This window comes from Nitrosococcus oceani ATCC 19707, from assembly GCF_000012805.1.
In the GTDB taxonomy this organism is placed as follows: domain Bacteria; phylum Pseudomonadota; class Gammaproteobacteria; order Nitrosococcales; family Nitrosococcaceae; genus Nitrosococcus; species Nitrosococcus oceani.
The window spans coordinates 1,641,940-1,666,717 of the sequence record NC_007484.1 but is presented as its reverse complement, the minus strand read 5'-3'; the positions used below and the strand labels follow the sequence as shown (position 1 = coordinate 1,666,717).

The window sequence follows — 24,778 nt, the reverse complement described above, 5'->3', positions numbered from 1 at the left end:
TTGGCGGGAACAAACCCTTCCCCTTCCTCCCCCTTCATGAGGGGGAGGATTTAGGATAGAGATGATCTCTAATCGGGACTCGCCTCCGAGGTTGCTGCCAGACCTGCTGCAAGACCACCCCCGGCGGCTACCACGACTCCCCCTACAATAAGGGAAGCAGTGGCGCTTATCCCTCCACCGGTAGCGCCCCCGGTAGTCCCCGGCGTAGTAGCAGCAGCAGTGCTACCTCCTCCCTGAGGAGCCGCGTTGCCCGTCCCTGGAGCTGGTGGAACCGTAACCTCATCGCCCAAGGCAGCATAACGCTCCGTTTTCGTATGGGTGAGGGCTTCGCAATTCAAGTTGCCAGGGACGGTCAGCAGGCTATTTTCCTGCAGAAATGTGCCGCAATCATGCTGCTCGGACCGCAGGGCTACCTGGGATTCCTTCATGGTTACCACCCGGTCGCCTTCTCTTAGAACCATGCCGTTATGGGCCCGTGCGAATTGCTTGTCCTGATTGACCAGCACGATGCCCTCAACCTGGGACAAGGTTAAAAAGGAAGGTTCCGCCTGGGCCGATAAGCTAATTCCCAGCCCCACGATGACCATAAAAAAGCTTTTTCTTTTCATACAATTCTCCTTTTCTAAGTAGAACTTAATAGCGCTCTGGGTGACTGCTCTCCGCCCTATCGGACGGAGCTTCCCACTTCAACGGCAGCCACCGGCGGCATGCCGGATTTACGCAAGCCTCGATGGGCAGAGACGGACAGCCCTTCCGCCTTCAACTTCAAAATGCCTTGATGTTGGATGTTCAGCGCCGCGTTGATGTCGCGGTCATGGCGCGTGTGGCAGGTAGGGCACGCCCACGACCGGATATTTAGTGGCATGGCATCCATCTTGTGCTGGCATACATGGCAAGTTTTTGAGCTGGCAAACCAGGGGTCGATCTTGACCAGATGTTTGCCCTGCTCCTTGGCCTTGTATGCCAGCTTGGCGATCAAGGCGTGCCAAGAGGCATCGCCGATATGCTTGGCGAGCTTGGCGTTCTTCATCATGTTGTTGACTTTCAGCGTCTCGACGATCACCGCTTGGTTGTCGTCAACGATCTGCCGGGACAGTTTATGCTGGAAGTCACTGCGGGCATCAGCGACCCGCTCGTGAGCCTTAGCGACCAGTAGGCGTGCTTTTGCTCGTTTGGAACTGCCTTTTTGCTTTCGTGACAGCGACTGTTGCTTGCGCTTGAGATTTTTCTGAACCTGCTTGATAAAGCGTGGATTGGCTACTTTTCGTCCAGTGGAGTCAATCGCCAGGTGCGAGAGACCCATGTCCAAGCCGAGCACCTTGGTGGCGTCGATAGCCGTCATCGGCTCAGGGACAGGTTGCTCGGTTTCATACAGGAGAGACGCGTAGTGTTTGCCGGTAACGGTGCGCGACAGGGTGATGCTTTTCAATTTGCCCTCAACGGACCGATGAACTCTAGCCTTGATGGGGCCGAGCTTCGGCACCTTGACCCAGCTTTCACCGCAGCTCACGCTCATGCAATGGTAGCTCGACTGCTTGCCACGCTTGCGCTTGAACCGGGGATAGCCTTTCTTTTCCTTGAAAAAACGCTGAAACGCCTTGTCGAGATTGATACACGCTTGAGCGAGCGCAACCGAATCCGCCTCCTTCAACCATCCATACTTACGGGACTTCTTGGCCACAGGCAACAATTTCTTGATGTCATACTTGGCGCTCAAGGATTGGCCGTGTCGCTTATAGCGGTGAGACATAATGCGAAGGCCGGTGTTATAGCAAAACCGCACGCTACCGAACTGGCGGTTCAGAAACTCCGCCTGCTCCCTCGTAGGGTAGAGGCGTATCTTTGTGGCTTTCAACATATCAGTGTTCATTGCTACAATGCCTACAGATTAAAGGCTGCAACGAAGAAAATCAAGTGAGTGTGCAAGAAGATTATCGACGAGGCCGACACAGCGTTACGCGGCTTGTCGTCCATCTCGTTTTCACAACGAAGTACCGAGGCAAGGTCTTCGATGGCTATATACTCGGGCAGCTACGAGAGGCGTTTGAGTCAGCTTGCGAGAAACTCGATTGCCGCATCCTTGAGTTCGATGGCGAGGAAGACCACGTCCATTTGCTCGTGGAATACCCGCCAAAGCTGTCGATCAGCGTGTTGGTCAACAACTTGAAGTCCACCTCATCCCGGCGCGTGCGCTTGTTGAATACCCACCTCCCGAACTTGAGCAAGAGCGCCGCGCTGTGGTCGAGATCGTATTTCGCTTGTAGCGCGGGCGGGGCAACTATCGAGACACTTAAAGCCTATGTGCAAAGCCAGAAAACACCCGACTAGAACTGCTGTGCAGTTCCCGCTTGTATCCCCGCCCGAGGGGGCAGGAGTTTACGCGGATTTTTGCTAATCCGAAGGAGCGGAATTCCGCGCTAAAGTTGATTCCGTAATCCGCCCAATCGCTAGGCTATCGAACCAAGCGACCCCACGCGCCTCGAAATCAGCAGGCGCGCGCCCCTCCAGTTCCAGGCGCAACAGCTGCGCCGCACACTCTTCCTTTGGCACATCGAAAGAAAAGTTAAACCGGCGCCAGAGGCTGGCGCCCACAAAATGCTCACTAGCAGCCAGCCGCGGCTGAGCAGGTGTCAGACAAGACACGACCCATCGCAGGCCCTTGGTGGTCTCTAAATTATCCAACCGAACATTACCCTCCATCTGATAGTGGCCAGGCGGTAATAAAAGCGGTTGGGATAAATGCTGAAAACGAACGCGCTGCCCTAGGAACGCCACCCGCAAGGCCCGTTTACCCTCCATTCCATAAGTAGGGGCGGTATTGATCTCCACGCCCCGGGGCCGCTTAAAGTGCCACCCAAACCCGCCGTTTGAAAGGGGTTGTTCGAAATGGCCATTGAAAAGGTTCCCCAGCCCTTGCAGGGCCGCCTCATCAAGGGCATTTAGCCAGGTAAAATAGGCTTCCAGCCAGTGGCCTTCCCGTTGCAACCGGGAAATAAATGCCCGCCGCTCTTCCGTGGTAGCGGTTGTCTCTCCCGCAGCATGGTATAAATCACGCAAGGTCTCAAGCTGGGCGGTGTTGACTGCCGCGTAGGTAAAAAAGGCGGGCCACCAGGCCGGAGCGGATTGGGCCAAGGGATGCAGAACCGGGCGTAGGCTGGGATACTCGGCAATGCCAAGCAGGGCAGGAAAAATTTCCTTGGAAAGAGCACGCTGCATCTGTAAAGCGGTATCCCAACTTTGCACCGCCCGTTCCAACTCCCGCTGCCGCAACCAGAAAGCGGCGATCTCCAACTGTACCGGCCACAACCGAGGGGCCAGCAAAGAAGCCCGCTCCATAAGCTGCCGGGCGGCATCCACGTTGCCCGCCCTTTCCCGAAGAAGGGCCAGTAAAGCATACGTTCGCCCATCGGCGGGGTTCTGCCACAGGGATTCCTGCAATAGCTGAGTGGCCCGCTCCGGCGCGCTCGCGAGTAGGCGTTCCCCTTGATTGCGCAACGCAAGGGAGTGCCGGGCGTCCCATGCCAAGGCTTCTTCCGGGGCCTCCCGTGCATAATATTCGGCCATGCCCATCACGACAATACGCCAAACGAGTATGGCGCCGATGACTAACCAGCCGATCAGCCGCGCTATTCGCAGGATATAATCCCTATCCCGGGGCTCCACAGCCTCGGCTTGCCCGGAAAGAGTCATATTCGATTGGCTGTGCTCGGTTTGAGGAAGGTGCATTATTGAAGTCCGCTATCCACGGTGTTGAAAAGCCCCGTAATCAGAGGGGCACCCCGCTGGTTTTGCACTTGAAAACGAATCTGCCCCTTGCCTTCAAAGGTGCCGCTGGCTTTGGCAATCTGCACGATATAGCGTCCTTTTCCTTGGGCCCTGTCGCCCTTAATCCGCCATTGGAGGGATTGTAATCGCAACTCCCGCCGCTGGGTGGAAGAAAAAAACCGGGTATAGTCCTGCCGGAGAGCCGCCTTGCCCCTATAATCATTGGTGCTGGCGTCGCCGCTAAATAGCCTGAGAAACTTATCCAAATTACCCTGTTGATAAGCTGTTACAAAATGCTCTATAAGGCGATTTAGCGCCTGGCGTTTAATCTCGGAAGAGGCCGCTAATGGCGCGGGTTCGTGTGGCCTCCCTGCCCTCTCTTCACGGCTTTCGGAATTAGGCGCTGCGCCGGGCAGCCCAGAGAAAGCCATTTTTTTCTTTTTCTCGGCAAAATCTTTTTCCTTTAGGGACGGCCCAGGCCGAGACTCCCTGGGAGGCGTGGAGGGCTGAAGCGTTGCTGGCAAGGGAGGAGGCGCTTCCGGTTGAGCTTGCCGGGCGGTTTTCACCGGCCCAGGGGAAAATGCTTTATCGGAAGCAAGCGATGGGGAGTCGGGGGGGGATGGGGCTGCCGTTGGCGCCTGCTCCCGGGACAAGATCGATAGCGGCTTTTTCTCAATCCGGGCTTGGGGGGCCGCCAAGGAAGGATCGGGCGCTTCTGGAGGGCCTGCATCTCCCTGCTTTTTTAGTGGTTGGTTTTCCTTCAGATCGGCTTTCACCTTTTCTTCATCTGCCTGGCGGGCGAATGGGGCTACTTCCTCCTCCCACCGGGACGGGGGCGATTCCGGTACGGGGCGAGTCGGAGATTCTTCCGGCTTCATGCTTGCTATTTTTAAGGAAGAGACGTTTTCCTCTGGCGGCAGGGGTGCTTTCGCCCCATCCTCTCTGGTGTGAAGCAGATAAAGATTCGCCATTAATGTGAGGGTAATGACCATTCCGCTCCCGAGAATGAAATGGGGTAAATAACGAATGCTTCTGGGAAACCGCTGCACCAAGTAGAGCAGAAAATTCTGTTTTGGTCCGCGCTGGCGGGAATGAACGGGCGCCCTGTTCTTGTTTTTCGCTTTCGCAACCTGGGTCTCCCCGCCATGGGCTTGATGGCCATCCGACCAGCGAAGCTTATGATAGGCTGCATTGACCCGGACCACGTAGGCATCTCTCCAGCTTTGGCTAGCCTCCGCCCGGTCTGGATGAAGGAGCCCCATTAGAAGATGATAGTGGGCGCGGATTTTGCGACGATCGGCGCCCGGATTTAGGCCGAGGATCCGGTAGGGACTCTCCTCATCATGGAGGCAGGACTGCTCCACATAAAAGATGGCCGCTTTGCGTAACTCTTCTGGGTTGCTGTTCCACCGCGCGCACAAGGACTGGATTTCCTCCGGCATTTTGCCCGCCGCGAGTTGTAAAACTTTTTGAAAAGGTTCCGGCAAGGAGCCTTTCAGCCGTTGCTGATATCGGAGAGGATCCCGGTAAGCGGCCAGCAGTAACCCTATCAGCTTTTTGGATGACTCGGCCATAGGAGACCGTTAAGCAACCTTTTGATCCGAAGAAAGTAAAGAAGGCGAGGAATCGCCCTGATAATAGTAATAATCGTGATAGCCGTAGCCATGGCTGCGGCTATCGAATTTGTTTAATATCCCGCCCAGAAGCCGAGTATGGCCCATTTCCAGTCGCTTAATCGCCCCTTGCGCAAACGCCCGCCGGGTATGTCCCGCAGCGACGACGAACAAAGTCCCATCCACCAGATTACCCAATATCAATGCATCCGCTAATCCTAGCACCGGTGGAGAATCCACGATGACATGATCAAATTTCTCCTTGGCCGTGGAAAGCAAGGACATCATCTTCGCGCTCCCCAACAATCCGGCGGGGTCGGGGGGTAAAGGACCCGTGGTAATCAGAAAAAGGTTAGGAATGGTGGTAGGCTGACTGATGTCCACCGGCGTGGCTTCCCCGGCCAAATAGTGAGTCAGCCCCGTGTCGTTGGGGGTTTCCAAAATCCGATGCAGGGAAGGGCTACGCAAATCCCCATCCACCAAGAGCACCTTTTGTCCGGCCTGGGCAAAGTGAATGGCCAAGCTTGCCGCTGTCGTGCTCTTTCCCTCCCCCTTGCTGGTACTGACCACCAGCAGGCTCTTGGGCGCCCCCTCGGGGGTGGAGAACTGCAAGGCGGTACGCACGGAACGATAGGCTTCCGCAAAAGCCGATCGCTTATCCTCAATACTTATTAAGGCTAGCCCTCCCTCCCCGGAAAGGCTTTTGTCCGGCTTAGGAATGGCGGGGATAAGCCCCAAGACAGATAATCCCAGCACCCGCTCCATGTCTTCCGATTGCTTCAAGGTATCGTCTAAATGTTCAAACAGAAATGCCAGTCCGATGCCACCAAAAAGCCCTAACAGCATTGCCACAAGGGTATTGAGCGGAATGTTGGGGGTGTGGAATTCCAAAGGAATTTTGGCCGGGTCCACGACCGAGATATTGTTGAGTCCCACGCCGCCAGCCACGCCAACTTCCTTATAACGCTGCAGCAGCCCTTCGTAGAGCTGGCGGTTGGTATCGGTTTCCCGCTTAAGCACCTGATACTCAATGCTTCGTTGCGCCAGATCCTTGATTTCCTCTTTGGCCGCCTTCACCTTGCTCGCCAATAAATTTTCCAAGCTTACCGCCGCTTCATAGTTTGACTGGATGGCGGTTCGGATATTTTTTACCTCCCCGTCGATTTTTCCCTCCAGCTTGTCGATTTGGTCGCGGAGCTGCTTCATCTTGGGATAGTCCGGTTTATAAATATGAAGATTTTCTCCATATTCCCCTTCTAGTCGCACCAGGCTTTCCTTAAGCTGCTGTATCATGGAGCTTTGCAACACTTGGGAGAGGCCCTGGCCCTTGGTTTTTTGCATCTGCTGGTAAAGCGCCTTAGCCTTGGCTCGCTCTTGCTGGGCTTCAGAAAGGGAGGCGCTTATTTCTTTTAAATTTTGCGCCGCAAGGGATTGGCCTTCCTCAAAAGTGATGATCTCATGATTGTTCGCATACTCAACCAATTTTTGCTCCGTTTCCTCCAGCCGGGCTTTAACTTGCAGGAGTCGATCTTTTAGAAAATCACGGGCATAGGCGGTAGCATCATAACGGCGTTCCAAATTAGCAGTAATAAACGCCTGGCCCAATGTTTCGACCACCTGGGCGGATAGCTCCGGATCGGGACTGTCATAATAGATTTTTACCAGCCGGGAATTTCTGACGGGTTCCACGGTAATTTCTTCTTGAAACCGTTCAATCAGCTTTTCTTTTTCCTGCCCCCCCGTTTCCTCTTCCTTGGACATAAGCCTGCTCCAAAAGGAGGGTTTCTGTTCCACGGCAAAAACCGGATGATGGGCCAAATCAAGTTCCTCAAAAACCTGCTTTGCTAGACTACGACTTTTTAAAAGTCCGTATTGGGTTTGGTAGAAATCCTCCCGGGAGGCCGGCGACTCAACCGGCGCAATCTCCTGGTAGTCCACCACCTTTGGCGGCTCACGGTCGATAAGCAAAGTAACACCAGCCCGATAAATAGGAGTCATCAGAAAACTAGCGGTAATCCCTGCTGTGGTCACAATGAGGAAAAAGACAATCACCGTCCACTTACGGCGAACTAAAATCTGCCATAAATCAAGCAGATTAATTTCATCCTCATCATGATGGCCGCGATATTCTCCCGACTGCGGGAAGGCCATGGAGGAGGAGGGGCGATCGGCCAACGCGCCGGCGGATTGAGGGTTAGGAACCGGAAGATGAGATTGCTCTTCGTTGCTCATTGGGCCTTCCCTTTAAGTATGCAGTGTCGCAGATTCCAATTTTAAGCGCCTTGAGAAGATAGTAGAAGAGAGTAGGTAAAATTTATTCTCCAATCCCAAGCCACCGGAACAACCGTTGTCCCACTCCCGCCGGGTTTGTCCCAATCGCCGGACCCACTCCTGGCCTAAGTGCGGGGGGAAGGGGAACAGAATCAGGCGCCTCATCGGCAAGAATGGCTTGGGGCCGGCCCTTGACCAGCCGCCTAGCCTCTTCCTCGCCGACCCATTTCTCTGCAGCTATGGCCCCTTCGCTCAACAAAGGCGGGCGGCGCTCCAAACCATGGGCATCCGTTGCAAGCAGATACACTAATCCCTCATCCAGCATACGCTCTCCCCAATAGCGGGCGCTACGCCCGAAACGGCCGGTAAGACTGCCTGAGGTTATCTGCATCCAAACTCCTTTTAGCGCCAAGTCAACGAACACCTCATAGTGATCGCCGATCCAAGTCAGCCGCTCAGGATGGGTGATAAGGGGCACATAACCCATGGCGGAAAATCGGAAGGCTAGTTCGGAGAACCCTGGCGGGCAAACATGGTGAGGCGGCTCAAAGAGAAAATAGCGGGAACCGTTTAGGGTAGGCACCTCACCCGTCTGCAGCTTTCTCCCCAGATCAGGGGTAATTTGGATATCCGCGCCCATAACCAATGCTAGCGGGATATCCTCGGCAGCCAGCGCCAAGCGTAACTTTTCTATGGCTGCCCGAATTCCCTCTACTGTATTTTCATAGAGCCCGGGATAGATATGGGGCGTACACGCGATGGTCGATACTCCCTCTCCTACCGCCAGGCGAGCCATGGCTAGGGAAGTATCCAAATCAGAAGCCCCGTCATCGATTCCAGGCAAAATATGGCAATGCAAATCAATCATATTCAACGCCTTAAGCACGCTACCGCCCTACCGGGCAAATTTCATAAATAGCCAGTCGCTTCTTCATGTTGGTAAAGGGGTGCTTTTTTCGTAGAGATAGCAAAGGATGTTATTTTCGCAAGTCATGGCAAATCAGTCTGTTAATAGACTAAAGCATTCCGGAAACTCAGGCGTTTTTAAAATTAACGCCGACAGATTATTGTTTTTCAGGATCTGAAAAATTTAATCCTATCCAGGCTTATAGATTTTCTCTACTTGCAACAATACGCCATCGGGGGCTGGGACAGAGGCGCATACACAACAGGGTAATATCCCTGGGGAAACACATAGAATCGTCATTTCTATGACATGCTGCCGAGGTCTAGGGCCAACATATTCTGGATACGGTATGACAAAGGAGTTAACGGTGTCAAGTTATTAGGAAGATGTGTTAAAGGATACTCTCAAAGCTGAATACCGACACCTAGAAACATTCAGGAAGGCAGGGAAGTATGACGCCCCCTCTAATTGCGGCAGGCAGGCCCAGCTTGCCCGAGGGCTGCGAGGAAACGCAAATTGGCCAGCTTAACAAGGCGAAGAGAGAGCGAGCCGCAGCCAGTCATTGCCAAACTCCAATGTTAGGCAGACCGAAGGACGGGTAAACTTAGCTTAAAGCAGGCTTCAACTCCACCTTCGCGCTCTTTAATGGTAAGCATTGCGCCCACGGGAGGCAGTAACGATTTGACCAATCCCAACCCTGTGCCAAGCCCTTGGCCTGAATTAAAATCAAACTCTTTATGCAAATGGGCTTTGTTATTGCGAATTAGCAGCTCAGCGCTTTTCCTGGGAGCATTCATGGTTACCCGCACCTGGATCTCTCCCTTGTTTGAATTCCTGTGCTTGCAGGCGTTTAGTACCAATTCGTTGACGATAAGGGCCACTGGAACGGCTTCCTGCTCCACGATGATAACAAGGCCAGCTGACTGAATAACATCCAGATGGATACTGCAATCAGCGAGCCGGGCGGTATTCTGACAAATCGCTTCCACCGTTTCTGCTAATTTTATCTGGCCACCTTTATTGCTCGCCTGAAGACCATGGATAGCAGACACTGCAGCAATCTGGCTAATGGCCGATTGGATAGGTTGAGCTAGCTCGGGAGCATGGTGGATATGCTGCTCCAATAGACCCATCAGTCCCTGGAGATGATTTTTTATCCGATGATGTACCTCCCCTATCAATGACTCCCTCTGGCTCAACCAACGCATTTCCTGCTGTTTGTATTCAGTAACATCCGTTGCCAACCCCATCATCAGTCCGGTGCTCTCCTTCCCCTCAATTAAAATTGAGTTACGCATATTAATCCACCGGGTTTTACCATCCGGGGTGAGGATGCGAAATTGCTCTTCATGAATCGAGGATTCTCTTTGTTTTTGCAAAAAATTCGAGCTAAAGATACCTTCCTCGCTACAGCTTCTCTCTTCAGGATGGGTGTTTTTTAGAAATCCTACCGGGTTGCTGGCAAGTTCTTTTTGCGAACAACCCCACATCCGCTCAAATGCAGGACTAACATATAATAGCTTTAGTTTATTATTCTCCAGCGCCCAAAAAATCTCAGGAATTTTTTCAACTAATTTTGCGAGTTTCTCCCGCCTTTCCATTCTCTGTCTAAGCTTGTTACCCCGTTCAATAGAAGCTGACAGAATCTTTCCAACGAGCTGTAATGCTATTATCTCTTGCTTATTCCAACAACGCTCTGAGTTTTCATAACAACCCAAAAGGCCCCATGGTTTCCCCTCCACAACAAGGAGAATAGCCAACAAAGTGCCTCCCTCTGCGGAGCCAAGTTCGAGGCGCGCTTCCCATGGAAAATTATTTATCTTGATCGGCAGTATTTTTTGCTGGGACAAGCTCTGCCACCACTTGTGGATAACTTCTCTACGTCCCAAAAAAACTTGCTTTTTCTTAGAGCTGCCAATAGCAAGCTTCCCGTAACACTTTGGCCACTCCTGATGAATGAACAGCTGTAATTCAGAGGATTCTGTAAGCAGGTATTCCGCTACGTACGCACGGCCCAGAGAAAATTCCTTGCCGATACGCTCTAACACTGCCGTCACTCCATCGACCCATCCTTCACTTCGGCACACTTCCTTCGCGCAATCGGCAACTAAATTAAGCGTAGCTTTGCCTTTAACCCGCTTCTGGTCTACCCCAGAATTGCTCAATTTTATACCTTACTTAAAACAATTAAGTTGCTCACTGGCGCCTATAATATTTCGCGCTAAATCGTGTAACTTGCAGCGTTGTACTCTGGCATGGGTCCGCAGGCGCTCAAAGGCATCTTTCTCGGTAAGGTGGTAACGCTCCATTAATAGCCCTACCGCGATACTAATTTCCCGACTCCCTCTTAGGGCCGCATTCAATTGGGATTCCGTTTCCTTAAGCCTTCCAATTTCATCGGCGCGTTCTCTGGCAGCATGGATGGTGGGTAATAACTGAGGAACTCCGATAGGCTTAACAAGATAGCCTAACGCGCCTGCTTTGGCAGCCATTTTTACTGTTTCATTATCATCGTAGGCAGAGAGAAAAATGAAAGGAATCCCTTGCCTCCTGAACCAGTGGCCCACTTCTATACCTGACATCTCCGGCATGCGAATATCCACAACCGCAATAGTAGGCTTGACCTCCTCGGCAAAAAGCATGGCCGCCTGACCGGAGACTGCTTCAAACACTTCATAACCAACGTTACGTAATCCCTGTGCCAGCATTGAAAGGACGAAGCGCTCATCATCCACTAGTAGTATTTTACATGGGCTCACCTTAACCCCCTTTTCCGCGGCTGTCGCTAGGATACTTGAGCATTGGAATTAAACATGGATGTTGAATGACCCCCCAGTGAGAGTGCGAAGTGAAACGGCGCATCGAGCGCGAGGGCCAACATGACTTGCGTTTCGCCCACAATTGGCGGTATATTTTCCCTGTTGCCAAGAGCGCGACCTACCCTCGGTAGGAGGGGAAGTGATGCGCGTGGAGGGTGATACCCAACCGAGGGCCTTGCGCGCTAAGTCGTGGCCAGCCCAAGGCACCCATTGAAGCGCGAATTCTCCAGGCGGATGAGGTTTTGTAGGAACAAAATCGACATCAGTCATGGCGAAACTCCAATAACCAAGCCTCCCGGGCCACTACAGCGGTTGGGGAGGCGTCTTCATCAATAGTCAGCACGCAGGTATCCTTGGGAGGCAGTTGCAAAGCAGCCTCAAACTCCCGCAATTCATCCCGCCGAAAAGCATGGATGATAACTCTCGCTCCTCCTGGATAAGAGCTAATGACTTTCTCCAAATTGCTGGCGGTCACCCTGATACCATCTACGGCAATGAGGCTATCCCCGGCTGAGAGCCCGGCCCATTGAGCCGCGCTCTCATCGAAGACTTGGCTGATCCTGGCCTCTTTTTCATTCGGAACCAAGCGGATGCCTAGCCTAGCGCGAGGCGTGCCCCCTTTGCCAGGCTTGCCGCCTTTATCATCACTGGATTCCGGGACGCGCAGGGCATAGCAAATCCCTACCTGGGCCAACAGCGCTTGCAAGGGAAGATCCTCCGCCCGCCGCAGCGCTACTTCAAAGAAATCCGTTATATCCAATCCTGAAACCTCGGCAACCTGACGTTCTACCCCGTCTTCAGGCACGCCTACCCCCGTCTTACCATAACTTTCCCATAATGCCCGCATCACCCCATCCAAGGAACACTCGCCGTGGGTTTCCCACCGCAGGGTTAGATCCAGCGCCAGGGCTACCAATGCACCCTTGGTATAGTAACTCACGATAGCATTGGGAGCATTTTCATCCTGCTGGTAAAATTTCGTCCAGGCATCAAAGCTGGATTCGGCTAGATTTTGCTTAAGCCGGCCCGAGCCTCGCAACACCCGGGTGATGGTCTGTCCCAGCAACTCCAAATAACTCTCTTGGCTAATCAGCCCCGAGCGCACCAGCCCCAGATCGTCATAATAGGAGGTAATCCCTTCAAAAGCCCAAAGCAGGCGGGTGTAATTCTCTTGCTGAAGATCGTAAGGGACAAAAGCGGCGGGCTTGATACGCTTGATATTCCAGGTATGGAAATATTCATGACTGCATAGGCCAAGAAAATTCCGGTAACCTTCCCCAACTTCGGTTTCTCCTGCTTGGGGCAAGTCGCTCCGATTGCATAACAAAGCACACGAAGCTCGATGTTCCAGTCCCCCATATCCTTCGCCCACGGCGGTCACCAAAAAGACATACCGATCCATAGGCGCTGGTTCACCGAAGAAGCGGATATGGTGCTCGCATAAGATCTTCAGATCCCGGCTCAGACGTTCCATATCAGCCCGATGACGGCCGGTGATGGCGATATCGTGGGGAACGCCGCAAGCCTCGAAGGTAACCAGGCTAAACTCACCCATTTCCACGGGATGATCAACCAGTTCCTCATAGTCCCCCGCCTGATAGTCGCCAAAACCATACGGCTCGGCGCCAGCCCGAGGTAAAGCGGTAGCCACCCGCCAGTGGCGGTAAGTTTCCCCCTCTGGCGGTAAAAGGGTGACGGTGCAGGGTTCATGAGCCTGCCCTTCTACCCGCAGAAAAACGCTGGTTCCGTTGAAAAAACCATGGAAGGTGTCCAGATGGGCGGCCCGCACAGAGCTGTCCCAGGCATAGACCTCATAGTTAATTGTCACTGGCCCCCCGCTCGGCGCGCATTGCCAGAGAGATTTGCTCAATTTTTCGACGGGAAGGGGATGCCCTTGGGATTCGGCCCTAAGCTGGACCACGTGCTTGGCAAAATCGCGGATCAAATAGCTCCCAGGAATCCATGCCGGTAGCGACAAACACTGGCCTTCGGGAGCAGGCTCTAAAATAGTAAGCGTCACCTGGAACAGGTGGGCCTGGGGATTTTTGGGAATAATGCGATAATGAATAAACGACATCGCTCAACCACCTTGCTCAAAAAATATATATAGATAACTCGCGGTAATAATATTCTTTAAGAAACCAACAACTTGCCAAATTTCCTCTAGGAAGTTGGCGTTTGTGCCTATTCTCAATCATAAGTACTTACCGCTGTTTTGACTTAAGGTATCATTGACCATTATTTTTTTATTAATCAAGGATAAGTAATGCACCGAGCCTTTTCTCAAATTGCCTTGCTGGAGAAGAGCCGAGCACTTGGGATGCTGTTGGCCCTCTTTATCGCGCCGGAGTTGAGCTTCGCGGCCGAGGCATCTGAATCTCTCGATCTCACCCAGCATTGGGCAGGCTATAGCGCGCTGTTCATCTTCGTAATGGCCTATGGGATAGTAATCCTGGAGGAGCGGCTACACTTACGAAAATCCAAACCGGTAATTGTCGCTGCGGGCATTATCTGGGCGCTTGTTGCAGCCGCGGAGGTCCAAAACGGAACGCCTGGGGCAGCCGGGGAAGCCCTTCGTCATAACTTGCTGGAGTTTGTGGAACTCTTTTTATTTTTGCTGGCGGCTATGACCTATATTAACACCATGGCCGAGCGAAGAGTATTCGAGGTTCTGCGTGCTTGGCTGGTTTCACAAGGCTTCTCCCTGCGCACCATCTTCTGGCTGACGGGCTTGCTTGCTTTTTTTATCTCCCCTATCGCCGATAACCTTACCACAGCCCTATTGATGGCAACGGTGGTCATGGCGGTTGGAGGCAGCAATCACCACTTTGTCGTAGTCGCTTGCACCAATGTGGTAGTGGCGGCCAATGCGGGAGGCGCCTTCAGTCCTTTTGGCGACATCACAACCCTTATGGTATGGCAGAAGGGTATAGTGGAATTTCAAGAGTTTTTTGTCTTGTTCCTGCCCTCTGTGGTTAATTGGTTGGTGCCCGCAGCGTTTATGGCCTTTGCTGTTCCTAAAGCGCGCCCGCCGGCCCTGGATGAGCATGTGGCGCTGAAAAACGGCGCCTGGATCGTCGTCGGCCTGTTTATCGTCACGATTACCATGGCGGTTAGCTTCCATAATTTCCTCCACTTGCCGCCCGTGTTGGGCATGATGACCGGACTGGGGCTGCTTAAATTCTTTGGTTACTACCTCAAGCGCCGCGATCAAGCCACACTCAGCCCTTTAACACAGTGGGATGGTAAAAAAGTGCAAAACGGCGGGCAACCCCAACCCGTTGCCAAGCCATTTAACATATTTGAGCAATTAGAACGGGCGGAATGGGATACTCTGATGTTCTTCTATGGCATTATTCTTTGTGTCGGTGGATTGGGCGCCATTGGCTATCTGGCGCTAGGTTCCCAATTCATGTACGTGGATCTAGGACCAACCACCGCCAATATTCTAGTAGGCATACTCTCTGCTATCGTAGATAATATCCCGGTCATGTTTGCGGTACTCTCCATGGAGCCGGACATGGGACACGGCCAATGGCTGTTAGTAACCCTGACCGCTGGGGTTGGGGGCTCATTGCTTTCCATCGGTTCAGCAGCGGGAGTAGCAGTGATGGGCCAAGCCCGGGGAGTTTATACTTTTTTTGCCCATTTGAAATGGATCTGGGCTATTGCCTTAGGCTATGGAGCTAGCATCTGGGTCCATCTTACCCTCAACGCTGAACTGTTTCAGTAGCATTTCGTATATTCATAAATGATCGTGCCCGAATTGAACAGCAAGTAAAATAGGGCGTTAGCGTAACGGAAATAATTAACCTATGAGCTTTCCTACTGAAGATCTTCGCATTAAGAACATTCAAGAAGTTATTCCCCCGGCCCAACTCCATGAAGGCTTGCCCATTACCAGCGAGGCATCAAAAACAGTCTATCGAACCCGGCAAGCCATTCAGGAAGTGCTCGGCGGGAAAGATGACCGCCTGCTGGTGGTCGCTGGCCCCTGCTCCATCCATGATCCCCAGGCTGCACGGGATTATGGGAAAAGACTCAAGCTACTAATTGATGAGCTTGCCGATGAATTGCTCATCGTCATGCGCGTTTATTTTGAGAAACCTCGCTCTACAGTAGGCTGGAAAGGGCTTATTAACGATCCCCATTTGGACGGCAGCTTTCAGATTAATGAAGGCTTGCGCTTGGCCCGCAGGCTGCTGTTGGATCTGGCCGAAACAGGTGTGCCGGCAGGCACCGAATACCTGGATCTCGTTAGCCCACAATATATCGCTGATCTAATTGCCTGGGGCGCAATCGGGGCTCGCACAACTGAAAGTCAAGTGCATCGGGAACTCGCCTCGGGACTCTCATGTCCGGTTGGCTTTAAGAATGCGACCAACGGCAGCTTAGGTGCCGCCATGTCCGCTATCGTCTCGGCCTCAAAGCCCCATCATTTTCTCTCCCTCACCTTGGCTGGCCGTTCGGCTATTTTTTCAACTGCCGGAAATCCAGATTGCCATCTCATTTTACGGGGTGGGCAGAAACCTAATTACGATGCAGCAAGCGTCAACGAGACGGCCCATAATCTTATTCAAACGGGCCTTCGGCCTCAAGTCATGATTGATTGCAGCCATGGCAACAGCAGCAAGAATCCCAAGAAGCAAGTTCTGGTTGCCAGGGATATTGCGGGACAAATTGCTGCGGGCGATAGGCGAATCATGGGGGTTATGCTGGAAAGCCATCTCGTAGCAGGACGCCAGGACGTCATCCCAAACACCCCTCTTACCTATGGCCAAAGCATCACCGATGCCTGTATAGGCTGGGAGGAAAGCGAGCAGTTACTTCGTGAATTTGCCCGCGCCATACAGAAGCGGCGGCAAATGCCAGAAAAACACATTGAAGCTAAACATGGATGTTCAGCAACCCCCTAGTGAGCTCGCCTGCCTGCTGCAGGCAGGCGAAGTGAAACGGCACGCCGAACACGAGGGCCAACATTACCCGCGTTTCGCCATGAATTCGCGGTACATTTTCCCATTGCCAAGAGGGCGACCTACCGGCGGAAGGCCGGGAAGTGATGCCCGTGGAGGGTAATACCCAATGGAGGGTCTTGCGCGCTAAGTCGTGGCCAACCCAAAGCGCCCGTTGAAGCGCGAATTCATGGCGAAACTCCAAATTGCTGAGAAAAGCAAGCCAACAGAAGTTAGAAAGTCGCGTTTACTCCCACCATGGCTGAACGGCCTGGTAAAGGAGCCTGATTTTTTAAAAAGGAAGTATGGCGCCGAGCTTTCTCGTTTAAGAGATTTGTCCCCCGCAGGAAAACAGCATACTGTACCGGCCCCAGCGCAAAGCGATATCCCATATAAACCTTTAATAGGGTATAGCCCCCGGTCTCCGTCTCTAGCGCTGCCGTCTCATCTTGGGCTTGAACCCGCATTAGATTAATGCCCGCATACCCTGGCCCTCGCTCATAATCCAATTCACTCCCAAAGCGCAAAGGAGTTATTCGAGGCAAATTAGCGCCATTTTTCAATTTACCCCTGACATAGTCGGTCCATAAACGAAGATCCAGCTTGCCGCGATGATCCTCAAATAGACCTATTACTGTTTCGAATTCTACTCCAAAAAATTCAGCATCCGCTTGTTTTTCGTTTACCAACAAAAGCCCATCCGGGTCCATGGACGGTTCCCCCTCCAAATTAACCCGATCAGCGATCCCATCGCCATTTTTATCCTGCTCTTGTAAGAAAATGAAATCGCTGATGAAATTAGCGAAAAGATTCAACTTCCAATGCCAATGTGAACGAGTCTTACGCAAGGATAGATCCAAATTATTGGAGATTTCCTTGTTCAGGAAAGGATTGCCAATTTCAAACGTATTGGTAGCCAGGTGGGGACCTTCTGAAAATAGCTCTTCCAACGCGGGGGCCCGCTCGGAATGGGAAACATTGAAGCCGACAGCATAGTCTTTCCAGAAATCCCACATGGCTCCGCCAGAGATACTGAATAGATTATGGCTCGCGTGCGGGCCACCCTCTGATTTCTTAGCTACCTGATGCTCAAATCGCCCCCCCATCTCGAAATGCCAGCGTCGCCAAGCACGCTCTTCTAAAATAAAGACACTTATAGAATCCATCCGCGAGGAGGGAGGCATGAAAGCCTCCTCTCCTCTAGCGGAAAGGTCCCGGTTGCGGTATTGCAATCCAGCGACCCCCTCCCACTCTCCAAAAGGAGTATGAAGAAATTCAACCCGACCCTCCCACTCTTTGTTATTTAAAATCGTGCTAGCCAGCCCAGAGGGCTCAAATTCCTGATGGGTATGATCATTATGGCCCCATCGGGTTTTAATGGTTTGGATTCCCGCTAAAGGTAAGTATAAGGTCCCTTTAATATCAAGACGGGTCTGGGCTTGATCAATACGGACTCCGCCCTCTTCGTGCGCCTGCCCTGCTTCATCTTCATGCCCATGCTCACCAGGGACACCATATTCATTGGTGAGGCGACTCACGGCAAGCCCTAAAAATCCCTCATCACGAACGAGAGATAAACCACCGGTAAAATTCTTGGTGTGGACATCGCTGTTTGCAAGTGTTCCACTTTTCGCGCCCGGCTCAGGATTAACCTGGGCAAATCCCGGAATACCATAATCCTCCGTATCCCGCAAAAGGCCAGCCAGGTGAAATGCAAAATCGCCTGCACCGGCATTAAAGCGAAAAACGCCGGTAGCGTCATCAGCAACCGAATCATAATGGCCGTACACATCCCCCTCAATGGCTTCGGGGACATAATCGAGAATTCGGTGGTCGACAATATTAACCACTCCCCCAATAGCACCACTGCCGTATAGTAAAGTAGCCGGCCCCTTGAAAATTTCAATCTGATCCGCAAAGAAAGGTTGGACAGCCACCGCATGGTCCGGACTGATAGCGGAAACATCCATGGCCCCAATGCCGTCTTCTAATACGCGAACGCGGGTTCCGCCCAAACCCCGGATAATTGGACGGCCTACCGCAGGGCCAAAGTCGCTGGAAGTCACCCCGAGTTCCCCAGCCACAGCCTCCCCAATATTGCGTTTATCCTTAATCGATAACGCCTTACCCATCAGTACCGAAGTAGGCTGCAATATATCCTCCTCGCTTCTGCCCAAGGGATCAGCCGTCACCACTAACGCTTCCAATGCTACGGCGTCGTCCATTGCTTGTGCCTTAAAAAAAGGCAACAAAAACAGCATCCCCCAGCAGAGACTTGCCCATCTCAATATAATCACTTGCATTCACTCTCTAAATTTATATAATGTTATAACATAACATGTTATGTCAATAATAATTAGGACATGAGGTTGAGCGAAAGAACCCCATTCTGTGAACCCCGTCTAGATCCCCAATCCCTATTTCAATACATACTTACTTAAATAATCTTTCTCTTCTTAAAATGGATTGGTAATAGGAGCATGAAATGCGCGCAGATATGCTGACTGCTGTCCTCAATGATCTCAATAGCACCTCTGCCGATATCGAGGCATCTGGAGTCATTTCAACCGATGGTCTAATGATAGCCGCGGTTTTACCTACTACCCTCGATGAAGACAGGGTCGGCGCCATGAGCGCTGCCATGCTGTCGTTAGGTGATAGAAGCGCCAAAGAACTAGAACGTGGGGCTCTGGAGCAAGTTCTGATAAAAGGGGATCACGGCTATGTGCTAATGACCTATGCAGGCGATGAAGCCGTACTCACAGTCATGGCAAAACCCCGCGCAAAACTTGGGTTAATTTTTCTTGATGTCAAAAGGGCGGCTGAAAGCATCGCTTCAATGATATGAGAGAGCCCATGGACTCCCTATTAAACAATATTTTGGAAGATTGACTGCAAATTCAGACAGGTATTTTTCAATACGCCATTCTATCCGAAGAGAGGAACTAAATGATCAGGGATATGGTACCCGAAGATATTGTAGGAGATTATAGACAAGCTATGCTAGATCTCTATGGCATTGGACCACGTCGTATTCTCTACACGGAGATGGAAACGCCTTATCCAGACGGCCGCCTCATTGTTTCTAGAACCGATCCAGAGGGGCGCATCACCCACTGCAACCAATCTTTTGTCGATATGTCCGGCTATGCCAAAGAAGAATTAATCGGTGTTCCCCATTCCATTCTAAAGCACCCCGACATACCACCGACCATATACAAAGATCTATGGGATACCTTGAAAAGAGGAGATAAATGGCAGGGATTCATCAAAAATCTTCGCAAAGATGGCGGTTACTACTGGGTTAAAGCAACCGTGCTTCCCAATATCCGCAACGGCAAAGTCATCGGTTATACCTCGGTGCGCCGCAAAGCTTCCCATAAAAAGATCGAAGAATGCATTGGCCAGTATCCAAGCCTATTCTAATCTGCAACCACGGAGAGGTATTCATGTCCTATAATTTTACCGTTAGTCCAGATTTTACCCCGGATCATTTATCCGGCTGGTATATTTTTAATACCTGGCTACAGAAAGCCCTGGGTGAAGCTGTCCACCTGGAAATGTATAATGATTTTCAAACCCAGCGCGATGCCATCGATGCAGGGAAAGTAGATTTAATTTATGCCAATCCCTACGATACCTCAATGCTGGTGAGAGAAAAAGGGTTCACCGCTTTAGTTAAGCCAAAAGATGAAGCGGACGAAGCCACCGTCGCTGTTCATACCCGTAGTCCCGCAAAAACCGTGGAAGATTTGGAAGCCGGAGTGAAAGTGGCTATTACCAATGATCCGGATATCCACATGGTAGGTCTCATCATGCTTGAGCCGGCCGATTTGAATTCGGCCAATATACAACTGAACATCCGAGATAATTACCTCATGGTTGCAAAGGATTTGCTGCGGGGCGAAAGTGATGTAGGAATTTTCTTGGCCGAAGCCTTCGATAACTTATCTTCCATGGTTAAAAGCCAGCTTCGAATTCTGGTTAGCAGCCAGATTCGGCTTATTCATCACTCTCTGATGCTCGGCCCCGCTTTGGCGGATAAACAAGAAAAGCTATTAGGAGCCCTCATGGGCATGATGGAAAATGAGAAAGGTCAAGGAGTTTTAAAAAGTCTTGGTTTCAGCGGCTGGGAAGCGGTCAATCAAGAAAATACAGAATTCATGATTGATCTCATGGATACTTTGGTGGTTTGAAAAGACCAGTGTTTACCTCAAAATAAACCACGGTCCCTGACGCCACCATGCTCTTAATATTCTGGTCTTTTTCTTGCTCCTTCCGGCCCTTTGCGATAAATGAGAATTAAACGGCGCAATAGCAGACTAAAGGCAACCGACCAAGCGATGGCAGAGCCCCATAAAAGCAAGAACATATACTCTCCATCCGCCAACGGTGCGCCCAAGCGTAGTATCGCAGCGAGGCTCACCCCTAATGCCGCGACACCTATATCTCTAAAATCCTCAAGCCCTTGACGGCTCCGCTGCAAGCGGGTACGGGCCATCACAACAAGGGTCAATGTTCCAAGCGCGCCAACGGTAATGCCGTGGAACGCCCAGTCTAAACTAAGACTCCCCGTAAGCTGCGCCCACCCCTTGAGGCCGAGACCTGGAACAAGCCAAAGATAGCCCAAACCTAGCGCCCATAGATGGGGGGTATCCAATACCCGCCACAACCGCCAGCGCCAGGCTCGGATCGCGGTCACAGCACTGGCGCCTAGAGCAAATATTCCCCCAGCCGGGGCTGCGCCTGGAATCATATCCAGTATGATCATCCCCAGCATACATAAAATGGCCGTCCGCTCCAAACGAGGCTGGACTCGGGCAGCCAGAACCTCCCCACGCCGATGAAAATGACCTGCTACCGCCGGCGCAATCACGCGTCCCCCCATAAGCAATAAGAGCAACGCAAATAAATCCACAGCCATCAGCAAGGCAAAGGGTTCCGCGCCAGGCACTACCTTGCTCACCCCTAACTGGTAAATAAGCTCGCAAATGCCAATCCCGATAAACAAAGGTCCAAAAACCCGGTTTTCAAGTTTCTTTGCTGCCCGCAGGAAAGGAGATGCAGCGAAATAGGCCGCCAGCCCGGCAAAAATCAGGCCCGGTAAGGCTGCTTGCCATCCCTCTCCCATAAGGCCAAGAGCAGCCAGGCGCGCAGCAAACCAGCTGACGAAAAGGAGCCCCACCGTCACTAGCGATACCCGGCTGATAAGGTACCCAGAGACCACGGCAAAAGCATAACCCAGCAACATCTCATGCCCATGCCAATAAGGCCCAGGGGCAGATATCCAACCCTGTAATATGGCTAGCCAACCCGGCATGGCGATCACCGCCAAAGCAGCTGCGGCAGGAAAGAAGAGGAGATCAGCCGATAGGGGCTTACTCTTTCCCTGGCTCAAACAATCCCTGCCCTTGCTTGCAGATGCTGCCCGCGAATGAGGAGCACTCCTCCTACCCTAAAGATGAGGCATTCATAAGCCCGGCGGGCACCCAGGCCAACACTCCCCTCAAGGCTGATAAGCACGCCACACAAGCCTGCTACCATGGGCGGCGCTAAAAGAGTAGCAGGCAGGCAAAAAAACCCTAACACGAATAAAGGCACGCGATAGATCATCTAAGCACCATCAATTCCCCGCCAAAAGTAATACTTTATTTCCTACCGGCCAAACCAACCTAGTTGGCGTTTAGCCCTTTCAGACATCCTATCCGGGTGCCAGGGAGGATCCCATACCAATTCCACGGACACTTCACTAATCTCCGGTAAACAACGCCCAATCGCTGCTTTTATCTCAGCACGGATAGACTCATGCAAGGGACAGGCAGGCGTGGTCATCGTCATCCGGATATCAATGCGGCGCTCATACATCTGAATATGATAGATAAGACCCAGGTCGACTATACTGACACCGGCCTCGGGATCAATCACTTCATGCAGGGCAACAATGATCTCGTCTTGGTTTAAAGTTGATTCGCTCATAGGAAAAGCGTATTTATTATACTTCTTATTTAGCACAGCATGGGAAGATAATCAATGATTACCGAAAGAAAGCGAGCATTTATCATGAGAGAACCTACCAGAACAAAAAGTCTTGCCTCTTCAAATGACACGGCAATTCTCGTGAAAGCTTGTGGAACGGTCATTATAAATAGCATATAATATACATGTATTAACGGTATGGATGCTGGCACAATGCCTTATGGCCATGCCCCCATTGTTAGTGTGAGCAGCAAGCCAGCTACCTTTTTGATGCCTGCAGCATCGGCCGCCGCTCTCGGCATACAGCAACTTTCACCGCTCTGAACGCGCTCACTCCCGGCGAGCACATCTGTCTCGTCAACGATCATGGTCCGCGCTGCCACTGCTCATCAGGTTAAGCGGTTTTCCGGCAGGTGGCTCAACGCGACGCCGCTGAGGTGAGCTGGTCGAGTTCGAAAGAAGCGGCTAATCCTAGGGGACAATAACATGAGTTTTCCAAATTTCTTCGATGAAGCACCGGTGGTGCGCGTACGCGACCCGCTGGCTCAGCTGCTTGGCGCAAGCGCTGACGGTATCATAGATTATCGTTACGCGGACGCAGTGCGCTTGGCGGGCCACTCCTGCCCCACGGTGGTGGGAGCATTTCTCACCGGTCGCGCCGCGCTGGCTGCGCTCTACCCAGACACACTGCCCGAACGGGGCGGCGTCACAGTACAAATGCCGGCGCCGGAACACGACGGCACCAGCGGCGTGATGGCCCAGGTTCTAACGCTGCTTACCGGTGCGGCCGGGGGCGGCGGATTCAAAGGTCTCGGTGGGCGGTTTGCCCGCAACAGTCTGCTCGATTTCGCCTCAGCTTCCGGGACTAATGGCGGTGCGGTACATTTTAAGCGGCTGGATACGGGAACCGCTGTCGCCGTGAGCTTCAATGCGGGTACCGTGCCGATGGATGCCGCGCAACAAAAACGTATCATGGCAGTCCTGCAAGGGTATGCCGATACCGAGGTGCTCGCTGCTTTCGCCGAAGCGTGGCAGGATCGTGTCCGTCGTCTTCTGCTGGAGCACGCCGATGATCCAGAAACTATTCATGTCACCGAGCTTATTACAGGCGATAACGCGGCGTAGGGAACCATAATCGTGATCCGCTGCTGGCGATCAGAGCATTCAGCGAAGATGTGAGATGTGATGAGCGCGTTAGTGGGATCTCTTCGCGCTTCGCGGTCTGTTAATAATAGCCGCTATCCCGCGTTCCATGAATCGGTCATCAGCGTGGGATTTGGGCGCAGGCATAGGCGCACATGTGTTATTCGAGCTGGTGGACTATGGAGCCGAGGACAATGAGGCGGCAATGATGCTACGGCGCTTGGCTCCCAGCAACCTCAGCCGTGATTGCCTGCCACAGCACCCGCAATGATAACGAGCGCCACAATTAGCAGCACAGTATGTAGCAAGTGCATGCGCGCCAACCGGCGCGTCAGATCGGCATTTAGCGGACCAGACATAATGTGGCGTAGCACGCCGGTCGGCCCGAGAATGAATAACATAAGAAAGAACAGCGTCCACAACGCCATCATTGCCGGCAACCACCAGAAAGCCGGCTCGTTAAGGACATGGTAGAGTTGTAGCCGATAAAGCAGCCAACCGCCAGAGGCGCCTACAATCAGCACCGCTATACGGACCTGGGGCGCAAACCGGCGCTCGATGGTGTGAAAGCGCTCCAGGGCGTTGACCGGATCGCTGCGCAATTGCGGCAGTACGACCGTAGTCACCAGCGCTAGGCCGCCGATCCACCAGACGACTCCCAGTACATGTAACGCGATAGCCACAGAGATGTCAGTCATAGATAATGCCTTCCATCGAAGAATATATCTTAAGGAGTATACTAAATATTTGTTTTAAAAAAAAGTTGCTCTGTTGCCGATTATTCCCGGTCTGCACAGCCATGATGACCGGTACCTACTAAGTACCTCGGCAAAAGTTTTTAGGTATTTAATCAGTGAGTGCGGTGTGGAGCTAAAGGATAGAAAGATTCCCGCAGACCCTTTTTTCAGGGAGGAAAAACAAGTTCACAAAACACCGTCCCCTCACTTCTGCAATGTTCTCTATTTACGGGTGAATTAACTCTAGGTACTGTTACGAGACGATCCTCCAAAATTAAAAGTCTCACCTCTTCAAATAGCGCTGCAATTCTCGTGAAGGTATAAAAAATCGGATACAGTGACTAAACTAAGCTAATTATGAATAATACTAAAGTCGCAGAAGCGATTCGACTCGCCTGTTTAGAGGCCGCGCTTGAAGCTTACGAAAATGCTGGAATAAGCGGACTATGCGCTGAAGGCCGGTGGGAATGCGCTGTACAGGCTATTCGGGATTTAAATTTAGAATCTATTTTATCTACCTCTGACTCAGCCCATAAAGACAAATCCGATATTTCAAACTAAAAATGGGTTAAAAGGTAGAGCACTTTACACACGG

General features: G+C 52.0%; 24 protein-coding genes and 1 pseudogene. 9 read left to right on the top strand and 16 right to left on the bottom strand.

Annotated elements, in window-relative coordinates; all coding sequences use genetic code 11:
* Window positions 1-68: 68 nt before the first annotated feature.
* Window positions 69-608, bottom strand: coding sequence for a hypothetical protein (locus tag NOC_RS08095; RefSeq protein ID WP_002808990.1), 540 nt, complete (start codon window positions 606-608; stop codon window positions 69-71).
* A gap of 56 nt (window positions 609-664) precedes the next feature.
* On the bottom strand, window positions 665-1,858 hold the full coding sequence (locus NOC_RS08090) for an RNA-guided endonuclease InsQ/TnpB family protein (protein WP_002811516.1): 1,194 nt from the start codon (window positions 1,856-1,858) through the stop codon (window positions 665-667).
* A gap of 56 nt (window positions 1,859-1,914) precedes the next feature.
* Between NOC_RS08090 and tnpA the strand changes: the two genes are divergently transcribed.
* Window positions 1,915-2,328: an IS200/IS605 family transposase gene (gene tnpA, locus NOC_RS08085; RefSeq protein ID WP_011330675.1), complete on the top strand. Its 414-nt coding sequence runs from the start codon at window positions 1,915-1,917 to the stop codon at window positions 2,326-2,328.
* Between the two features lie 63 nt (window positions 2,329-2,391).
* Here tnpA and NOC_RS08080 read toward each other — a convergent pair whose 3' ends face one another.
* From NOC_RS08080 to NOC_RS08050, 8 genes are all read right to left on the bottom strand, one after another.
* A complete protein-coding gene (locus NOC_RS08080) occupies window positions 2,392-3,726 on the bottom strand; it encodes a hypothetical protein (RefSeq protein ID WP_011330674.1) in 1,335 nt (444 codons plus the stop codon).
* A complete protein-coding gene (locus tag NOC_RS08075; protein ID WP_002811655.1) occupies window positions 3,726-5,339 on the bottom strand; it encodes a DnaJ domain-containing protein in 1,614 nt (537 codons plus the stop codon). The genes NOC_RS08080 and NOC_RS08075 overlap by 1 nt, the downstream gene beginning before the upstream one ends.
* Before the next feature lie 9 nt (window positions 5,340-5,348).
* Window positions 5,349-7,610, bottom strand: coding sequence for a GumC family protein (locus NOC_RS08070; RefSeq protein ID WP_011330673.1), 2,262 nt, complete (start codon window positions 7,608-7,610; stop codon window positions 5,349-5,351).
* Between the two features lie 82 nt (window positions 7,611-7,692).
* Window positions 7,693-8,517: a tyrosine-protein phosphatase gene (locus NOC_RS08065; protein WP_002808812.1), complete on the bottom strand. Its 825-nt coding sequence runs from the start codon at window positions 8,515-8,517 to the stop codon at window positions 7,693-7,695.
* A gap of 617 nt (window positions 8,518-9,134) precedes the next feature.
* Window positions 9,135-10,721 (bottom strand): PAS domain S-box protein, encoded by a 1,587-nt coding sequence (locus tag NOC_RS08060; protein ID WP_002810284.1) that lies wholly within the window; start codon window positions 10,719-10,721, stop codon window positions 9,135-9,137.
* A gap of 9 nt (window positions 10,722-10,730) precedes the next feature.
* Window positions 10,731-11,315, bottom strand: a complete 585-nt coding sequence (locus tag NOC_RS08055) for an ANTAR domain-containing response regulator (protein ID WP_011330671.1) — start codon at window positions 11,313-11,315, stop codon at window positions 10,731-10,733.
* 48 nt (window positions 11,316-11,363) lie between these two features.
* Window positions 11,364-11,645 (bottom strand): hypothetical protein, encoded by a 282-nt coding sequence (locus tag NOC_RS16845; protein ID WP_081430963.1) that lies wholly within the window; start codon window positions 11,643-11,645, stop codon window positions 11,364-11,366.
* A complete protein-coding gene (locus NOC_RS08050) occupies window positions 11,638-13,452 on the bottom strand; it encodes a M61 family metallopeptidase (RefSeq protein ID WP_002809909.1) in 1,815 nt (604 codons plus the stop codon). Before NOC_RS08050 ends, NOC_RS16845 begins: the two co-directional genes overlap by 8 nt.
* Before the next feature lie 189 nt (window positions 13,453-13,641).
* Between NOC_RS08050 and nhaD the strand changes: the two genes are divergently transcribed.
* Together nhaD and NOC_RS08040 are read left to right on the top strand one after the other, a co-directional pair.
* Complete coding sequence (gene nhaD / locus NOC_RS08045) at window positions 13,642-15,108, top strand: sodium:proton antiporter NhaD (RefSeq protein WP_002811065.1); 1,467 nt, start codon at window positions 13,642-13,644, stop codon at window positions 15,106-15,108.
* An 82-nt stretch (window positions 15,109-15,190) separates the two neighbouring features.
* A complete protein-coding gene (locus NOC_RS08040; protein ID WP_002808804.1) occupies window positions 15,191-16,291 on the top strand; it encodes a 3-deoxy-7-phosphoheptulonate synthase in 1,101 nt (366 codons plus the stop codon).
* Here NOC_RS08040 and NOC_RS17390 read toward each other — a convergent pair.
* Together NOC_RS17390 and NOC_RS08035 are read right to left on the bottom strand one after the other, a co-directional pair.
* Window positions 16,263-16,532, bottom strand: coding sequence for a hypothetical protein (locus tag NOC_RS17390; protein ID WP_011330670.1), 270 nt, complete (start codon window positions 16,530-16,532; stop codon window positions 16,263-16,265). The genes NOC_RS08040 and NOC_RS17390 overlap by 29 nt on opposite strands.
* A gap of 28 nt (window positions 16,533-16,560) precedes the next feature.
* Entirely contained in the window at window positions 16,561-18,552 is a 1,992-nt protein-coding gene (locus NOC_RS08035; protein WP_244860117.1) for a TonB-dependent receptor, read from the bottom strand.
* Between the two features lie 260 nt (window positions 18,553-18,812).
* Between NOC_RS08035 and NOC_RS08030 the strand changes: the two genes are divergently transcribed.
* The 3 genes from NOC_RS08030 (at window position 18,813) to NOC_RS08020 (ending at window position 20,523) form a co-directional block, all read left to right on the top strand.
* A complete protein-coding gene (locus NOC_RS08030) occupies window positions 18,813-19,175 on the top strand; it encodes a roadblock/LC7 domain-containing protein (protein ID WP_002810900.1) in 363 nt (120 codons plus the stop codon).
* A gap of 101 nt (window positions 19,176-19,276) precedes the next feature.
* Window positions 19,277-19,753 (top strand): PAS domain-containing protein, encoded by a 477-nt coding sequence (locus tag NOC_RS08025; RefSeq protein ID WP_002811530.1) that lies wholly within the window; start codon window positions 19,277-19,279, stop codon window positions 19,751-19,753.
* Between the two features lie 23 nt (window positions 19,754-19,776).
* Complete coding sequence (locus NOC_RS08020) at window positions 19,777-20,523, top strand: phosphate/phosphite/phosphonate ABC transporter substrate-binding protein (RefSeq protein WP_002808558.1); 747 nt, start codon at window positions 19,777-19,779, stop codon at window positions 20,521-20,523.
* Window positions 20,524-20,576: 53 nt separating this feature from the next.
* On the opposite strand, the gene NOC_RS08015 is transcribed toward NOC_RS08020, so the two are convergent.
* Genes NOC_RS08015 through NOC_RS08005 form a run of 3 tightly spaced genes read right to left on the bottom strand, consistent with a single transcriptional unit; the run spans window position 20,577 to window position 22,303 of the window.
* Window positions 20,577-21,725, bottom strand: a complete 1,149-nt coding sequence (locus NOC_RS08015) for an NnrS family protein (RefSeq protein ID WP_002811358.1) — start codon at window positions 21,723-21,725, stop codon at window positions 20,577-20,579.
* On the bottom strand, window positions 21,722-21,940 hold the full coding sequence (locus tag NOC_RS08010) for a hypothetical protein (protein WP_002808628.1): 219 nt from the start codon (window positions 21,938-21,940) through the stop codon (window positions 21,722-21,724). The genes NOC_RS08015 and NOC_RS08010 overlap by 4 nt, the downstream gene beginning before the upstream one ends.
* Window positions 21,941-21,982: 42 nt before the next feature.
* Window positions 21,983-22,303 carry a metal-sulfur cluster assembly factor gene (locus tag NOC_RS08005; protein WP_002811066.1) on the bottom strand — a complete coding sequence of 107 codons (321 nt, stop codon included), beginning with the start codon at window positions 22,301-22,303 and terminating at the stop codon, window positions 21,983-21,985.
* 278 nt (window positions 22,304-22,581) lie between these two features.
* On the opposite strand from NOC_RS08005, the pseudogene NOC_RS18625 reads away from it, so the two are divergent.
* Both NOC_RS18625 and NOC_RS08000 read left to right on the top strand, forming a co-directional pair.
* Window positions 22,582-22,701, top strand: a pseudogene (locus tag NOC_RS18625) (DUF2249 domain-containing protein); the annotation flags it as partial.
* 88 nt (window positions 22,702-22,789) lie between these two features.
* Window positions 22,790-23,428, top strand: coding sequence for a hypothetical protein (locus NOC_RS08000; RefSeq protein WP_002811383.1), 639 nt, complete (start codon window positions 22,790-22,792; stop codon window positions 23,426-23,428).
* 254 nt (window positions 23,429-23,682) lie between these two features.
* Here the strand turns inward: NOC_RS08000 and NOC_RS07995 are convergent, their stop codons facing one another.
* On the bottom strand, window positions 23,683-24,144 hold the full coding sequence (locus NOC_RS07995) for a hypothetical protein (protein WP_002811708.1): 462 nt from the start codon (window positions 24,142-24,144) through the stop codon (window positions 23,683-23,685).
* 396 nt (window positions 24,145-24,540) lie between these two features.
* On the opposite strand from NOC_RS07995, the gene NOC_RS07990 reads away from it, so the two are divergent.
* Window positions 24,541-24,744, top strand: coding sequence for a hypothetical protein (locus tag NOC_RS07990; RefSeq protein ID WP_002810870.1), 204 nt, complete (start codon window positions 24,541-24,543; stop codon window positions 24,742-24,744).
* Window positions 24,745-24,778 lie beyond the last annotated feature (34 nt).

Bases quoted from the DNA above. Each gene is read 5' to 3' on its own strand.
- NOC_RS08095 (WP_002808990.1), bottom strand. From the start codon at position 608: ATGAAAAGAAAAAGCTTTTTTATGGTCATCGTGGGGCTGGGAATTAGC.
- NOC_RS08090 (WP_002811516.1), bottom strand. From the start codon at position 1,858: ATGTTGAAAGCCACAAAGATACGCCTCTACCCTACGAGGGAGCAGGCG.
- NOC_RS08080 (WP_011330674.1), bottom strand. From the start codon at position 3,726: ATGCACCTTCCTCAAACCGAGCACAGCCAATCGAATATGACTCTTTCC.
- NOC_RS08075 (WP_002811655.1), bottom strand. From the start codon at position 5,339: ATGGCCGAGTCATCCAAAAAGCTGATAGGGTTACTGCTGGCCGCTTAC.
- NOC_RS08070 (WP_011330673.1), bottom strand. From the start codon at position 7,610: ATGAGCAACGAAGAGCAATCTCATCTTCCGGTTCCTAACCCTCAATCC.
- NOC_RS08065 (WP_002808812.1), bottom strand. From the start codon at position 8,517: ATGATTGATTTGCATTGCCATATTTTGCCTGGAATCGATGACGGGGCT.
- NOC_RS16845 (WP_081430963.1), bottom strand. From the start codon at position 11,645: ATGACTGATGTCGATTTTGTTCCTACAAAACCTCATCCGCCTGGAGAA.
- NOC_RS08050 (WP_002809909.1), bottom strand. From the start codon at position 13,452: ATGTCGTTTATTCATTATCGCATTATTCCCAAAAATCCCCAGGCCCAC.
- nhaD (WP_002811065.1), top strand. From the start codon at position 13,642: ATGCACCGAGCCTTTTCTCAAATTGCCTTGCTGGAGAAGAGCCGAGCA.
- NOC_RS08040 (WP_002808804.1), top strand. From the start codon at position 15,191: ATGAGCTTTCCTACTGAAGATCTTCGCATTAAGAACATTCAAGAAGTT.
- NOC_RS08035 (WP_244860117.1), bottom strand. From the start codon at position 18,552: ATGGACGACGCCGTAGCATTGGAAGCGTTAGTGGTGACGGCTGATCCC.
- NOC_RS08030 (WP_002810900.1), top strand. From the start codon at position 18,813: ATGCGCGCAGATATGCTGACTGCTGTCCTCAATGATCTCAATAGCACC.
- NOC_RS08025 (WP_002811530.1), top strand. From the start codon at position 19,277: ATGATCAGGGATATGGTACCCGAAGATATTGTAGGAGATTATAGACAA.
- NOC_RS08020 (WP_002808558.1), top strand. From the start codon at position 19,777: ATGTCCTATAATTTTACCGTTAGTCCAGATTTTACCCCGGATCATTTA.
- NOC_RS08010 (WP_002808628.1), bottom strand. From the start codon at position 21,940: ATGATCTATCGCGTGCCTTTATTCGTGTTAGGGTTTTTTTGCCTGCCT.
- NOC_RS08005 (WP_002811066.1), bottom strand. From the start codon at position 22,303: ATGAGCGAATCAACTTTAAACCAAGACGAGATCATTGTTGCCCTGCAT.
- NOC_RS08000 (WP_002811383.1), top strand. From the start codon at position 22,790: ATGAGTTTTCCAAATTTCTTCGATGAAGCACCGGTGGTGCGCGTACGC.
- NOC_RS07995 (WP_002811708.1), bottom strand. From the start codon at position 24,144: ATGACTGACATCTCTGTGGCTATCGCGTTACATGTACTGGGAGTCGTC.
- NOC_RS07990 (WP_002810870.1), top strand. From the start codon at position 24,541: ATGAATAATACTAAAGTCGCAGAAGCGATTCGACTCGCCTGTTTAGAG.